This is a genomic window from Flavihumibacter solisilvae (genome assembly GCF_000814475.1).
Lineage (GTDB): Bacteria > Bacteroidota > Bacteroidia > Chitinophagales > Chitinophagaceae > Flavihumibacter > Flavihumibacter solisilvae.
Genome location: NZ_JSVC01000005.1, coordinates 308286 through 322604 on the forward strand (window position 1 = coordinate 308286; position 14319 = coordinate 322604).

Consider the following 14319-nt stretch of genomic DNA (forward strand, 5'->3'; position numbering starts at 1 on the left):
CTGTTTTTCTGATTCCAAATATAAAAGGCTCGCAATGGCTGCAAGTAACAACCGTAATTCAAGAAGAAAATTTCTCCGTAACCTGGGTGGGTCTGCATTGTTGATGGCAGTAAATCCACTTGCCACATCGGCATCTTCCCCGGAAACTGCGGAACACATTCTCCCTTACGAAAAAAAGATCAGTGCCAATGATCGCATACGTATCGGCGTGATAGGCATGGGCATTATGGGTTATAACAACGTGGCAACGGCATTGAAAGTTCCCGGTGTGGAGCTTGTTGCGGCCTGTGACCTTTATGCCGGCCGGTTAGAACATGCGCGTGAAGTATACGGCAGCCAGCTATTTACAACGCCTGATTACCGTGAATTACTCAACAGGAAAGACATCGACGCCGTGATTGTTGCAACCAGCGATAACTGGCACGCCCGGATTGTAACCGCCGCCCTCAAGGCTGGCAAGGCCGTTTATTGCGAAAAGCCAATGGTTCACCGCATCAGCGAAGGACTGCCCCTGATTGCAGCGCAAAAGGCTTCTGGTAAAGTGTTGCAGATTGGCAGCCAGCGGGTGAGCAGTATCGTGTATGCCAAAGCTGCTGAACTCTACAAAAGCGGGGATATCGGCAAACTGAATATGATTGAAGCATCCTTCGACAGGCAAAGCGCGCTGGGTGCCTGGCAGTATACCATGCCTACAGATGCTGATGCAGCTGCGGTTAACTGGGACCGGTATATTGCAGGATCAGCAAAGGCGCCTTATGATCCAAAGAAATTATTCTGGTGGCGCAACTACCGGGAATATGGTACAGGCGTAGCCGGAGACCTGTTTGTTCACCTGTTGTCTGGTGTACATCTTGTGACCGGTTCTAAAGGACCTGAAACAATTTTCTCATCAGGACAATTATCACACTGGAAAGACGGCCGCGATGTGCCAGATGTCATGACTGCCATCATGCAATACCCGGAAACCGATACACATCCTTCCTTCCAGCTAAACCTTCGCGTGAATTTCATCAGCGGTGGTGGCGATACCAGTTCGATTAAACTCATTGGTGAAGAAGGAGTAATGGAATTGCGTGGCAACAGCCTGAATGTACGTCACAGCCTGATGCCGAAAGCGCCGGGCATTGGCGGATGGGACGCGCTTTCCACATATCCGAGGGCCATGCAGGAGTCTCTGATGCAGGAATACAATTCGAAATATTCTGCCGACGACCGCCAGGTTCCGGTTAAGCCCGTAACGGAATTCAAAGCGCCGCAAGGATACAATGAACACCTTGATCACTTCACCAATTTCTTCGACAGTGTTCGTACAGGTAATCCTGTAGTGGAAGATGCGGTGTTTGGGTTCAGGGCCGCAGCGCCATGCCTAGCATGTAACGACAGCTATTTCCAGAAAAAGATCATCCAGTGGGATCCAGTCGCCATGAAGGTGAAATAACTATCAATTCCTAAAAATCAACAATGACATATTCGGCTAATCCTGACCGCTATACTTCGATGGAATATCGCCGCTGTGGAAACAGTGGACTGCTCCTCCCGGCCGTATCACTCGGCCTCTGGCATAACTTCGGCTATATTGATCCGCTTGAAAAATGCAGGGCTATCCTGCACCGCGCATTTGATCGCGGCATCACACATTTCGATCTCGCCAACAACTACGGGCAGCCTGCCGGTTCAGCAGAAGAAAATTTTGGCAGGATCCTGAAACGTGATTTTCACGCACACCGCGATGAACTGATCATTTCAACAAAAGCCGGCTGGCCTATGTGGCCCGGTCCTTATGGCGATTGGGGTTCAAAGAAATACCTCGTTGCGAGCCTCGACCAGAGCCTGAATAGAATGGGTCTCGAATATGTCGATATCTTTTATCATCATCGCCCGGATCCTTCGACGCCGCTCGAAGAAACCATGGCTGCCCTCGACCTGGTCACCCGCCAGGGCAAGGCGCTCTATGTAGGGATCTCCAGTTACTCACCGGAAGAAACCCAGCGCGCCGCAACCATACTGAAACAACTCGGTACTCCCTGCCTCATTCACCAGCCGAAATATTCCATGTTCGAGCGTTGGGTAGAAGGCGGGCTGATGGATGTGCTCGGTGAGGAAGGAATCGGATGTATCCCGTTTTCGCCGCTGGCGCAAGGACTACTCACAGACAAATACCTGCATGGCATTCCGGACGACTCACGTGCAGCCCGTCATCTCGGTAACGGCGCCATGGAGGAAGATGCGGTTACTCCCGCCAATATTGAGAAGGCCAGGAAACTGAACGTACTTGCACAGAAACGCGGCCAATCCCTCGCGCAGATGGCACTCGCCTGGGTCGTTAAAGATCCACGTGTTACATCCGTGCTCATCGGTGCCAGCAGGCCGGAACAGATCGACGATTCGATCAGGTGCCTCACGAACTACAACTTTGCACAGGAAGAACTGAACATGATCAACGAGATCCTTCGGTAATAAATGTCCGGAAAGTGAGGTTGATCCTCGGCGTTGTAACTTTCTTAGTCTTGGGCAGGCTGTGCAGCCAGTTTTCCTGCGTGGCACCCTGCATCAATAACAGGCTGCCATTCTCCAGCATCAGCGACAATGTTTCTTTCGTCTTCTTATGCCGGAACGCAAATTTTCTTTCCGCACCGAGACTGAGCGATGCTATCACGGTATTCTGTCCCAGTGACTTCTCGTCGTCGCTGTGCCATGCCATACCTTCATCCCCGTTATGGTATAGATTAAGCAGGCAGGAGTTGAAGGTTTTCCCGCAATATCCTTCGACCAATATTTTCAGGCGAAATAACTCCTCCGTCCAAACCTGTGCATACCTGGTTGTATTGCTGTACGTATATGCATAATTGTGATCTCCATACCACGCCACTTTCCGCTTCGTAATTATATGCCTCCCAAATATCACAGCCTCATCATTTCTCCACTCAACATTCCCCAGCAACTCCTCAAAATATCGCAGTGCATCGCCCTCATTCAATACTTTCCCAAAATATCTCACCTCTCCATCGTACGGTAACATAATTGCAAATTCAAAATTTAAAATCGAAACACCCACGACCGCAGGAATTATTCTAAGTCAATCGCATTATTCTTCGCAGCTTCCCAACCAATAATCGCCCGTTTCCTGTCGCCTCCCCACATATAATTCCCACTAGCTCCTGAACTCTGAATCACCCTATGACAAGGGATTAGAAAAGCTACCGGGTTACTGCCGATGGCAGAACCGACTGCGCGGGATGCGCCGGGCTGATGGATCCGTTCAGCGATCCGGCCATAGGTAGAAAGCTGGCCCATCGGGATTTTAAGCAGGGTTTCCCAAACCTTCAACTGGAACGGCGTGCCCTTCAGGTGAAGTTTTACCTGGTGCAGCTTCGACCAGTCGTGGGTAAAGATGTACAGGGCATGCTGCTGGTTCATGTCCAGTATCTGTTTGTACGTTGCATTCGGAAAATGCTGTTTCAGTTCTTCAAGGGCCAGTTGCTCATTTTCTGTAAAGGCCATATAGCAAATCCCTTTTGGTGTTGATGCCACTACCAGGCTGCCAAATGGGCTTTCAGCAAAACTGTAATTGATGTCAAGGCTTTCACCACCATTTTTGTATTCACCCGGTGTCATGCCTTCTATATTGATGAACAGGTCATGAAGGCGGCCTGTTCCTGACAGTCCCGTTTCAAAAGCTGCATCCATGATGGTAGCCTGTTCTTCTTTCAATATTTTTTTTGCATGTTCAATACTGATGTACTGCAGGAATTTTTTCGGGCTTACCCCGGCCCACTCAGTAAACAGTCTTTGGAAATGGTGCGGACTAAGATGAAGCTGTTCTGCAATGCTTTCCAGCGGTGGCTGTTCCCGGAAATTCTCGCGGATGAACCCAATTGCCTCTGCGATCCTGTTATAATGAATGACTTGCTGCTCTTTCATACTGCTCAATTGAAGAAACAAAATTACCGGTATAGGGTTGCCATATCAACCCGAAACTTGCTGCTTTTTGGTGGATAGCTTCTGTGTAAAGTGTCTTTCAAGGTAAACGGGAAAATTAACAATCAAAAGAGGAAATATGAAGTACTTACTGAGCCTGCTGGTCATGATAAGCTGCACTGTTTGCAGGGCACAGGAAAAGGAGAAATGGCGCTTCCTGCTTGAGCCCTATGCTATGTTCCCGAATATGCAGGGAACGACCGGGCTTGGCAACCTCCCGGATGCGTCGGTAGATGAAGACCCGTCAGATATTTTCAGCAATCTTAAGATCGGCGCGATGTTGTATGCTGAAGCGAAAAAGGGAAAGTGGTCGATAAGTTCAGACCTGTTATACATGGACCTGAATATGGATATCACCTCGAAAAACGGGATAATCAGTGGCGAATCAGATGCAAAACAGCTCGGTTGGGAATTGGCGGTGTTAAGGAAGGTCTTGCCATGGCTTGAAGCGGGAATAGGAGCCCAGCTCAACAGCATAGAGTCTGGCCTCGACATCGTTGTGAATACGGCAGGCGGGCCATCACCACAGTCGAAGAAAATTACTGAAACCTGGGTGGATCCCACCATAATTGCCAGGTTAACATACCCTCTCGAAAAGAAATGGAATGTATTATTCAGGGGTAACGTCGGTGGTTTTGGCATTGGGTCAGATTTCTCCTGGCAGATCCAGTTGTATGGCGGATACCGGTTTTCTCCTCTCTTCCAGATTTCCGCAGGATACCGGGCTATAGGGCTCGACTATGAAACAGGCAGCGGAAATGATCGTTTTTTGTATGATATGGTGAGCTTCGGCCCGGTGGTCCGCTTTGGGTTCAATTTTTGAATGACAATCCAAAATGTGTGTATGAAAAATAGTGCCCCGGCTTCTCTTGCAATTAGCAGCAACGCTTTTCGTGAAGGGGAAATGATCCCCATTGAATATTCCTGCGATGGTGAACATGTAAATCCACCGCTTAATATCGCGCAGATTCCAGAAGGCACGCAAACATTGGCGATCATTATGGATGATCCCGACGCGCCGAAGGGTACTTATGATCATTGGATAGTCTGGAATATCCCCGTTTTCTCGTCCATTCCTGCCAATACAAATCCCGGCATCAGCGGTGTGAACAGCGCCGGCAAAACTGGTTATCACGGTCCTTGTCCGCCCTCAGGCACGCACCGGTATTTTTTCCATGTTTTTGCGCTTGATTCCCGCCTCGACATCCTGGCCGGCGAAACCCGCCAGGTGCTGGAAAAAGCAATGGAAAACCATATCATTGGCCAGGGCACTTTGATGGGGAAATATGGTAAATAAATGCGCGAACCGGCGCCAGCGGATGCACCGGGTACCGTTCACCGGTTTTTGCTCGCTTCGTATTCCATGGAAACAAGCCTGGCAATCAATATTGCGGGATATAGCTGCCCGATGAGCGATTCGAGGTTTGCCAAGGAGCGCGTAACCGGAAGCGCCGGTGTTATATCACCATAGCCTGTTGAGGTCAATGTTGTCAGGCTGAGATACATAAAACTACTTTCCGGTAAGCCTATGGTTCCGTTGAATGCACCGGCACCATTCAGCTGGAAAAAAATCTGGTATATTATTGAGAAGATGAGGCTAAGCAGCAGGTAAACTACTATGGCACCCTGGATCCGGTAAAAAGTGACAGGTCCTTCACTGAAGGTTTTAACTAATACAGCCCACGCCAGCAACAGGCAAAAAAGAAGCAGTGAAAAATCTTTTACCAGGTCCAACGGTCCGAGTTTCGCGAAAAAACCGATGCACAATGATGCTACTGCAACTATTGACAACAGTACTTTGCCTGTGTTTTTTTGCGTATGTGTGAAATAAAACATTCCCGCGCACAACAACAGTATATAAAAGGTAAACGATGCTAATCTGCCAAACCTGCTTTCGCCGAGTGGAAAGACGATAAAGATCTGTGTCACTAATATGAACAACAGCACTCCAAGGCTTTTTTCCGTTGCCCAGAATTGTTCAAACCTGCGGAACGTAAACTTTTGCATGGTACATCAGATTTCCGGTCCTTTCAACCAGATATCAAAAAGCCGGTATCCCAATGAAAGTATTACCGCACCGGTAAACAGGCCGATAAACCCGGAATACATGAATCCACCTATCGCGCCAAGAAAGATCACCAGCATGGGAACCGGTGCACCTTTCCCCATTACAATCGGTTTAAGGATATTATCGAGGATACCGACAACCAGCATCCACACTGTGATCAATGAAGCAGTCAGTGTTGGCAATGCTCCCCATGCATAGATAATGACTCCGATAGCTACGGGAAGTGTGCCCACCTGGATGATTGCCAGTACGAGACAAAGCAATGCCCAGATCCCGGCATAGGGAATACCTGCGACGATCATACCTGCAGCTGCAAGGATGGTCTGGACAACGGCGACTCCAAGTATTCCTTTCACTACATTCCTGATGGTGACGACCGCAATGGACGTAAGGTCAATATTGGCATTGCTGGTGAGTTTATTGACGAGGCTCCTGCTGAATGTTCCTGCCTGGTCCGCATATACCAGCATCACACCACTGACTATGATGGCTGCGGCGATTAACAAGAGTCCCTTTCCGGTACTTGTTATCATGCCGATCACTTTTGTGGCTACCCGTTTCGTTTGTGCCGGGTAATGCCTTATCATTGTGTCCACACCAGCCGATGCTTCATTCCACAGGGAGTAGGCCCTATTCCCGATTAACGGCCATTCTTTTACCTTGGCAGTTGGCGGTGGCACTTGTAAATTGTTGGTTCTTAGTTTTACAACCACTTCCTTTACTTCTCCTGCACTTGTTGAAATAAACCAGATCGCCGGTCCGATTAATATCAGCAGCATGGCAATGGTGATCAACACAGCTGAAAGTGATGACCTGCCTCCAATTGCTTTTTTTAGTCTGATGTACAGCGGGTGAATGGTGACGGCAAGAATTGCCGCCCATACTATGATGTTTACAAAAGGAGCGATCACATGATAACAGAACCTGACAAGCAGGAAAAGTACAAGTAACTGTAATGCTACCTGGATGGCCAGTCTTGAAATGAGCGCTGGGCGTGAGGTTGGCGTTTCGGTTGGGCCCATATGCATGATTGTTGAAGTGATAAATCCAACTATCAGGCACAAGGTAACACCTTATGCATGCGAATAAAAATAGTTAGGGTTAAATGACTATTTCTTCAACCCGGCTTTATGTCCCGTTATCGCATAATAGAGGATGAACAGGTAACAAGGTACCATAATCCAGTATGCCTGCTGCAATCCTGCATACTCACCGAGGGAAGCCCAGAGCTTCGGAAGTAGTGCACCGCCCGCTATACCGACAACCAGCAGGGCTGAAGCAGCTTTGGTGAACTTGCCCAGACCGTTGATCGCCAGTGGCCAGATCGCAGGCCATACCAGCGCATTCGCAAGACCCAGGATTGCAATGAAAAACACGGATGTTGTTCCCGAAGTGAATATTGCGCCAAGGGAAAACAGGATGCCCGCAACAGCAGAAAACTTAAGTGCGGTCGACTGCGAAATGTATTTCGGGATGGCTACTATCCCGAAGAGGTAACCTGCAAGCATGCCAAGCATTGTATAGGTAGTGAAGTGCTTTGCCGTATCCAGGCTGATGCCAAGGGAGTTGCCATATAATTGGATAGTGTCACCTGCAAGCACTTCCACACCCACATACAGGAACAGGGCAATGAATCCCAGCCAGAGGTAGGTGTACTCGAAAATGGAAGCACGGTTAACGACATTTGAAGATTCTACCGAATCATCTTCTCCTTCTGCCTTGATCTCTGCCAGCGAAGAAAAATGAATAAACGCCGCCAGCAGCAACAACACTACTGCTATCAGGATATAAGGAACAATTACTTTGGATGCAAGCGTGTCGAGCTCTGCCGCACGGCCAGCTGCATCCAGCGTCAGTAGTTTTGCCTGGAGTGCATCTGCATTGTCGAGCATGATCGCACCCATGATCAACGGTGCAATGGCTCCGGCACCTTTATTACAGATACCCATGATGCTGATCCGTTGTGCAGCACTTTCTATGGGACCAAGTATCGTTACGTATGGGTTACAGGCTGTCTGCAGTAATGCAAGTCCTGTCCCGATCACAAAAAGTCCCAGCAGGAAAACACTGTAAGTCCTGCTGTTCGCAGCGGGAATAAAGATCAGGGCACCGATAGCCATCAGGATCAATCCCAGCATCATACCTTTTTTGAAGCCGGTCTTCCTTAAGACCCATGATGAGGGAAATGCCATTACAGCATAAGAGATATAAAATGCAAATGTTACCAGCATCGCTTCAGAAGTGGTCAGCTCACAGGCAATCTTAAGGTAGGGGATGAGTGTACCGTTTGCCCAGGTTACAAATCCAAAAATGAAAAAGAGTGCGCCGATGATCAGCATCGGAACGGTATTGCTTTCTTTCCGGGGAACGGCGATGGCTATTGGCTGTTGTTGCATTTGGGGAGTTTAAAGTTTTCAATATAGGGAAATTGCCCGTCAATGCAAGAAAGCAACCGTATGCATTAAATTAAATTCAAAAGTGAAAATGCAAAATGAAGAAATGCCTACCAGCCACCACCAAGTGCTTTATACAACTGTACAATGGAATTGAGTTTTCCCTGTAAGGACTGCGACAGTTGGAACTGGACATCGAATAGTGAGTTCTCCATTACAACTACTTCGAGATAATCGGTGTAGCCATAATCGTACCTCGCCCTGGAAAGAGTAAGCGCTTTTTCTGCAGCATCGGCCTGGATCTTTAACAGTTCATATTCTTCTGTGTAGGTGCGATATAAAGTCAGGGCATTGTCAACATCACCAAAAGCAGCCAGCACGGTTTGCTCGTATTGGTAAAATGCCTGTTCCATCCGTTTTTTCTGCGCCTCAACTATATTCTTTCTCTGGTTGAAATTAAAGAGGGGGCCAGCTATATTGGCAAATCCGTTGGCAACAAACCCATCGCCGCTAATGAAAGAGCTTAATTGTGGACTCGCGAATCCTAATACGCCGGTGAGGCTGATCGAAGGAAAGCGGTTTGCTTTTGCGACGCCAACCTGTTCAAATTCTACCTGCAGGAATCTGTCGGCTGCTATGATATCCGGCCTTCTCTCCAGTAACTGTGACGGTAAGCCCACCGGGATCTCCGGTGATAAAGCCTGTTCAAAATTGGAAAATCCGCGTGGAACCGTTCCTGGCCCCAATCCCATCAGAAGGCGGAGCGCATTTTCAATCTGCACAATCTGCCGTTGCAGCACCGGGATGGATGCTGCGGCAATGGATTCCTGCTGGATCGCCTGTAACTTGTCCAGTTCCGGCACATATCCCTTATTGAATCGTTCGGAAATGATACGGGTGTTTTCCTTTCTGCTCACAACTGTCTGCCTGGCGATGTTCAGCCTGTTGTCAAGGTCGCGAAGGAGGAAATAATTGTCGGCTACTTCCGCAATCAGGCTCACTTGCAGGGCACTCCTGTTGTATTCAAATGCTAAATACTCAGCCTGCGCTGAACGTGTTGCATGTCTTAGTTTTCCCCAGATGTCCAGTTCCCAGTTCAGGACACCGAATGCACTCAGCAATCCACCTTCGACTCCTCCAGCCACTTTTAAGGCTTCCGATCCGGCTTTACCACCGCCTGCCTGTGCCGAATATCCGAGCTGCGGGAACATATTTGATTTAACGACCGCGGTCCGGAACATCGCTTCCTGCACCCGCGAAGCGGCGGTCAGCAGGTCCCGGTTGCTGTCGAGAGTTCTTTTGATCATTGCAGACAATGCCGTATCCTGGTACAGCTCAAACCACTGCATCAGCTTTGAAGTGTCTGTCTGCACCGTATCGCGGTAAGTGATGCTGGTTGGCGCTACAGGGGGTTTATATTTTCCCCCTACGAGACAGCCGAGTGTCCCGGTCATGATCAACAGCATCAGAATATATAGTTTCTTTCCACTCATCTTTTCTATATATGTTCGGGAGGAGATGGATGTGTCGGCGGTACGGTACCGGTTACTGCTGCCTTTTTCTTATTCTTTCCCTCTATCATTACAAAGAATGCCGGTATAAGGATTACGCCAATGATCGTTGCTACCAGCATGCCGCTGAACACAGACATTCCCATCACTTTACGGCCTTCAGCACCTGCACCTGAAGCAGTCAGCAATGGAATTACACCGAGGATGAATGCCAGCGATGTCATCAGGATCGGCCGGAAGCGAAGTTTGGCGGCATCAATGGATGCATTGTAAGTCGGCTCGCCGGCTTCTGTTTTCATCTTCGCAAATTCAACGATCAGGATCGCGTTCTTCGCGTTCAGACCGATCAACATTACCAGTCCGATCTGTGCAAAAATGTTATTGACATAACTCAGTGAAAAAATTCCCGCAACGAATAGCCCGAGGAAGGCACCCATGACAGCCCATGGAGTTCCGAGCAACACGCTGAAGGGCAGTTTCCAGCTTTCATATTGTGCCGCAAGGATCAGGAATACGAACATCAGCGCCATCAGGAATGCTGTTCCGCCTGTTCCCTCTGCTGCTTTTTCCTGGAAGGAAATATTACTCCACTGGTAGCCCATATCTGCCGGCAACACTTCTTTCGCCACTTCTTCGAGCGCAGTCAGTGCCTGTGCCGAGCTGTAACCTACTGCCGGTACGCCGCCGATCTCAGCGGCACGATAAATATTGAAGTGGTTAGTATACTGCGGACCGGTAGTATCCGTGATGGTGGCAATGGTTCCGGCCGGCACCATTTCGCCCCGGGCATTGCGGATGAAAAATTGCTGCAACCCTTCCGGCGTCATCCGGTAATCGGCATCGGCCATTACATAGGTTTTATACTGCCGGCCAAACTGGTTGAAGTTATTGATAAACGTTCCTCCCAGCAAAGAAGAAATGGTAGTGTTCACATCGTTCAGCTGAAGATTAAGTTTATCTACTTTCTCTTTATCTACGATTATACTTTTCTGTGGAACGTTGGCCCTGTAAAGCGTGAACACCCTGCCGATTTCGGGTCGCTGGCTTGCTGCTGCAATAAATTTCTGTGCCTGCTGGGCAAGGTATTGCGGCGAGTTACCGGCACGGTCCTGTAACATCATCGTAAAGCCGGCACCGTTTCCAAGCCCGATAATGGGAGGTGGACCAACAGCAAGCACTGTAGCTTCCGTCACTTCCTTCATCGTGATCGCGTTGATCTCCTGTACGATCTGCAGTGCGGTCTTATGGCGGTCATGCCAGGGCTTCAGTGTGATGAAAAAAGTAGCCGCATTCGGCGCCACGGTATTATTCAGCAGGTTGTTCCCGTTCACAGTCGTATACAGATCAATTTCGGGGATCTTCTTTAAGATTTCTTCCACTCTTCTTGTCACTCCGTCTGTACGTTGCAGTGAGGCTGCATCAGGCAGCAATGTTCCTATCAGGAACCATCCCTGGTCTTCCTCGGGAACGAAACCTGTGGGAAGTTTCTTTCCTAACCAAACAGTTGCCAAGACTATTCCAACCAGTATTACAACGGTGATGATCAGCTTGCGGGCAAAGAAGCCTGCGACTTTTCCATAGCCGGTGGTAAACTTGTCGAAGTTCCGGTTGAACCATGCAAAGAACCTTGCAAGGATTCCTTTTTTCTGAGTTGGCGGTTTCAGCAACAGTGCGGCCAATGCAGGACTTAGTGTCAACGCATTGAAAGCAGAGAAGAGTACAGAAATGGCAATGGTAATGGCAAACTGCTGATACAGTCTTCCGGTAATGCCTCCGGTTAATGCCACCGGCACAAACACCGCTGCCAGGATCACCGCGATGGCAACTACCGGTCCGCCTACTTCCTTCATCGCCTTACTCGTCGCATCCTTCGGATTCATGCCATGTTCAATATTGTGCATCACGGCTTCCACCACCACAATGGCATCGTCCACTACGAGCCCAATGGCAAGCACCAGGCCAAGCAACGACAATGTATTCACGGAGAATCCGAGCAAAGGGAAAACGATAAACGTGCCTATCAGTGAAACCGGAACTGTCAGCAATGGAATCAGTGTTGCACGCCAGTCCTGCAGGAATATAAACACCACCAGGATTACCAGCACCACGGCTTCAAACAGGGTGTGCATAATCTCATTGATCCCTTCTGTTACCGCCAGCGTGGTATCCAATGCAATGTTCATCTGCATGTCCGGCGGAAACCGGTCCTTCAACATGTCCATTCGTTTTTTCACTTCTTCCGCTACAGCAAGGGCGTTCGAACCGGGAATCTGGTATATGGCAATGGTTGATGCAGCGCTTCCGTTGATCCGGCTGGTCATGCTGTAGTTCTCAGTGCCCAGTTCGATGCGGGCAACGTCTTTCATCCGAACCAGCGCGCCTGCTTCGTCTGCTTTTAATATGATGTTCCCGAATTCCTCTTCCGTTACAAGTCTTGACTGTAACAAGGCAGTGTAGGTATTCTGTGTTCCCAATGCTGCAGGTTCACCACCAAAGCTGCCGCCCGGTTTAATCAGGTTCTGCTCTTTCAGTTTATTGATCACATCCTGCACCGTTAGTGAATACCTCGACAGTTTGTCCGGCTGCGCCCAAACACGCATCGCATATTCGGAACCGCCAAAAACAAACACATCTCCAACCCCGTTGATGCGCTTCAGTTCATCCACGATATTGATGAACGCATAGTTGTTCAGGAATTTTGAATCGTATGTATTATTTGGTGAAGAAATGGAAACCAGCAGCAAAGGGAAAGTCAGTGATTTTTTTACAGATACACCCAGGGCGGTTACTTCCGGTGGAAGAAAGGGGTTCGCAAGTGCAACCCTGTTCTGTGTGAGCATGTTGGCATTGTCGAGATTGGTGCCAACTTCAAAAGATACTTCCAGCCGCATTGTGCCGTCGTTTGCATTTACGGAACGCATATATAACATTCGCTCAACACCATTCACCTGTTGTTCGATCGGCGTGGCGACTGTCTGTTCCATGTTCACTGCGTTCGCTCCGTTGTACGTGGCGTTTACCTGTACCATCGGGGGCGTGATCTCGGGGTACTGCGAAATAGGAATTCCTCTCAGTACGAGCAGTCCGAGTATGACCATCAGTATTGACAATACCATCGCAAATATGGGACGGCGAATGAAAAATTCACTCATTATCTGGAAGTGGTTGAATCGTACGAATAAGGCTTGGCGACAGGTTTAACCTGCATACCGGGTTTGATCATGGCATTCCCGACGAGCGCTACTTTCTCCCCTGGTTTAAGTCCCTCCCTGATCACCCAGTTGCTGCCGGATCTTTGCCCTACCTGCACAGGCCGGGGGTTGATCTTGTTGCTGTCGTTTACCACGAAAGTCATATACACGTTCTGCATCTGGTTTACTGCCTGTTGGGGAACAATTATCGCATTGGCAATTTCCTCTGCCTTGATCCTCACTTTCAGGAATTGACCAGGCCGAAGGAAACGTGATTTGTTTGGAACCAGCGCCTGCACGAGCAGTGAGCCGGTTGTAGGATCTATTTCCCTGTTGGCAAAATCAAGTTTGCCTTTTTCCGGGAATACGCTGCCGTCATTTAAAATGAATTGTACTTCAAGGTCCCGCAGCTGCGCCGGTGTCATCGACTGGCTGAATTTCAGGTAGTCATTCTCGGTGATGGGAAACCGAACCCGCATGGCACCAAGGGCAGATACGGTGGTGATGGGCTCATCACCTGCAGCATTCCGTACATAATCACCAACCTGCACTTTCGAAACGCCGATGGTGCCGGTTAAAGGTGATGTGACCCTTGTATAACTTAGTTGGGTTCGTGCGTTGTTTAATGCGGCCTGTGCGGCAACTATAGATTGCTTCTGTGCATCGTAACTGGCTTGTGCAGCATCAAGGTCACGTTTGCTAAGCGCGTTCATTTCTGTCAGCGGCTTTACCCGGTCGAGATCTGATTTTGCTTTCACAGCCATAATGTTGGCTTCTGCAAGTCTTGCCATTGCTGCCTGCTCGCGGTCACGCAACTCATCGTCCTGGATCACATACAGTAATTGTCCTTTCTTTACTTCACTGCCTTCCTGGAAATGGATGCTCTGGATCCAGCCTTCAACGCGCGGCTTGATCTCCACGTCTGTCTGGCCGAATGTCTGTCCGACAAATTCTGAATAAACTGCAATATTTTTCTGCCCGACAGGCACAACATTCACTTCAGGGATAACTGTTGCAGCTTCCTTTTTATCCTTGCATGCCATTGCGGAGAGCAGGCAGGAACCAACTAATACAACATGGATGGATTTCATGTGAATTAAATAATGTGAGGTGCCTCCAACTAAATTACTCCATTAATTCAGTCCTTACCTGCCGGCAATACAGTTAACCGTTTAATC

General features: G+C 48.9%; 12 protein-coding genes. 4 read left to right on the plus strand and 8 right to left on the minus strand.

The genetic code is table 11. The features are described from left to right. Positions 1–34: 34 nt before the first annotated feature. Both OI18_RS05645 and mgrA read left to right on the plus strand, forming a co-directional pair. Positions 35–1438, plus strand: coding sequence for a Gfo/Idh/MocA family protein (locus OI18_RS05645; protein ID WP_039137875.1), 1404 nt, complete (start codon positions 35–37; stop codon positions 1436–1438). Between the two features lie 23 nt (positions 1439–1461). Continuing rightward, a complete protein-coding gene (mgrA, locus tag OI18_RS05650; protein ID WP_039137876.1) occupies positions 1462–2457 on the plus strand; it encodes an L-glyceraldehyde 3-phosphate reductase in 996 nt (331 codons plus the stop codon). Here the strand turns inward: mgrA and OI18_RS05655 are convergent. Further along, positions 2438–3019, minus strand: coding sequence for an alpha-ketoglutarate-dependent dioxygenase AlkB family protein (locus OI18_RS05655; RefSeq protein ID WP_052272900.1), 582 nt, complete (start codon positions 3017–3019; stop codon positions 2438–2440). The genes mgrA and OI18_RS05655 overlap by 20 nt on opposite strands. 47 nt (positions 3020–3066) lie before the next feature. Further along, positions 3067–3921 (minus strand): methylated-DNA--[protein]-cysteine S-methyltransferase, encoded by an 855-nt coding sequence (locus tag OI18_RS05660; RefSeq protein ID WP_039137878.1) that lies wholly within the window; start codon positions 3919–3921, stop codon positions 3067–3069. 136 nt (positions 3922–4057) lie between these two features. Between OI18_RS05660 and OI18_RS05665 the strand changes: the two genes are divergently transcribed. Both OI18_RS05665 and OI18_RS05670 read left to right on the plus strand, forming a co-directional pair. Beyond that, on the plus strand, positions 4058–4801 hold the full coding sequence (locus tag OI18_RS05665; RefSeq protein WP_039137880.1) for a hypothetical protein: 744 nt from the start codon (positions 4058–4060) through the stop codon (positions 4799–4801). 21 nt (positions 4802–4822) lie between these two features. Further along, the gene (locus tag OI18_RS05670; protein ID WP_039137956.1) at positions 4823–5275 is read left to right on the plus strand and encodes a YbhB/YbcL family Raf kinase inhibitor-like protein; all 453 of its coding nucleotides are present in this window, start codon (positions 4823–4825) and stop codon (positions 5273–5275) included. Positions 5276–5313: 38 nt separating this feature from the next. Here OI18_RS05670 and OI18_RS23655 read toward each other — a convergent pair whose 3' ends face one another. The 6 genes from OI18_RS23655 to OI18_RS05700 all read right to left on the minus strand — a co-directional run bounded on the left by OI18_RS23655 (position 5314) and on the right by OI18_RS05700 (position 14232). Further along, positions 5314–5985, minus strand: a complete 672-nt coding sequence (locus tag OI18_RS23655; RefSeq protein WP_052272901.1) for an ion channel — start codon at positions 5983–5985, stop codon at positions 5314–5316. A 6-nt stretch (positions 5986–5991) separates the two neighbouring features. Beyond that, positions 5992–7068: an AI-2E family transporter gene (locus tag OI18_RS05680; protein WP_072038964.1), complete on the minus strand. Its 1077-nt coding sequence runs from the start codon at positions 7066–7068 to the stop codon at positions 5992–5994. An 87-nt stretch (positions 7069–7155) separates the two neighbouring features. Next, positions 7156–8442 carry a sugar MFS transporter gene (locus tag OI18_RS05685; protein WP_039137888.1) on the minus strand — a complete coding sequence of 429 codons (1287 nt, stop codon included), beginning with the start codon at positions 8440–8442 and terminating at the stop codon, positions 7156–7158. Between the two features lie 107 nt (positions 8443–8549). Next, positions 8550–9932, minus strand: coding sequence for an efflux transporter outer membrane subunit (locus OI18_RS05690; protein WP_039137889.1), 1383 nt, complete (start codon positions 9930–9932; stop codon positions 8550–8552). 5 nt (positions 9933–9937) lie between these two features. Next, positions 9938–13102: an efflux RND transporter permease subunit gene (locus OI18_RS05695; RefSeq protein WP_052272904.1), complete on the minus strand. Its 3165-nt coding sequence runs from the start codon at positions 13100–13102 to the stop codon at positions 9938–9940. Further along, positions 13102–14232 carry an efflux RND transporter periplasmic adaptor subunit gene (locus OI18_RS05700; RefSeq protein WP_052272905.1) on the minus strand — a complete coding sequence of 377 codons (1131 nt, stop codon included), beginning with the start codon at positions 14230–14232 and terminating at the stop codon, positions 13102–13104. Before OI18_RS05700 ends, OI18_RS05695 begins: the two co-directional genes overlap by 1 nt. Between the last annotated feature and the right edge of the window lie 87 nt (positions 14233–14319).

Excerpts from the sequence above, each read along its gene's own strand:
- OI18_RS05645 (WP_039137875.1), top strand. The coding sequence starts at position 35 with ATGGCTGCAAGTAACAACCGTAATTCAAGAAGAAAATTTCTCCGTAAC.
- mgrA (WP_039137876.1), top strand. The coding sequence starts at position 1,462 with ATGACATATTCGGCTAATCCTGACCGCTATACTTCGATGGAATATCGC.
- OI18_RS05655 (WP_052272900.1), bottom strand. The coding sequence starts at position 3,019 with ATGTTACCGTACGATGGAGAGGTGAGATATTTTGGGAAAGTATTGAAT.
- OI18_RS05660 (WP_039137878.1), bottom strand. The coding sequence starts at position 3,921 with ATGAAAGAGCAGCAAGTCATTCATTATAACAGGATCGCAGAGGCAATT.
- OI18_RS05665 (WP_039137880.1), top strand. The coding sequence starts at position 4,058 with ATGAAGTACTTACTGAGCCTGCTGGTCATGATAAGCTGCACTGTTTGC.
- OI18_RS05670 (WP_039137956.1), top strand. The coding sequence starts at position 4,823 with ATGAAAAATAGTGCCCCGGCTTCTCTTGCAATTAGCAGCAACGCTTTT.
- OI18_RS23655 (WP_052272901.1), bottom strand. The coding sequence starts at position 5,985 with ATGCAAAAGTTTACGTTCCGCAGGTTTGAACAATTCTGGGCAACGGAA.
- OI18_RS05680 (WP_072038964.1), bottom strand. The coding sequence starts at position 7,068 with ATGGGCCCAACCGAAACGCCAACCTCACGCCCAGCGCTCATTTCAAGA.
- OI18_RS05685 (WP_039137888.1), bottom strand. The coding sequence starts at position 8,442 with ATGCAACAACAGCCAATAGCCATCGCCGTTCCCCGGAAAGAAAGCAAT.
- OI18_RS05690 (WP_039137889.1), bottom strand. The coding sequence starts at position 9,932 with ATGAGTGGAAAGAAACTATATATTCTGATGCTGTTGATCATGACCGGG.
- OI18_RS05695 (WP_052272904.1), bottom strand. The coding sequence starts at position 13,102 with ATGAGTGAATTTTTCATTCGCCGTCCCATATTTGCGATGGTATTGTCA.
- OI18_RS05700 (WP_052272905.1), bottom strand. The coding sequence starts at position 14,232 with ATGAAATCCATCCATGTTGTATTAGTTGGTTCCTGCCTGCTCTCCGCA.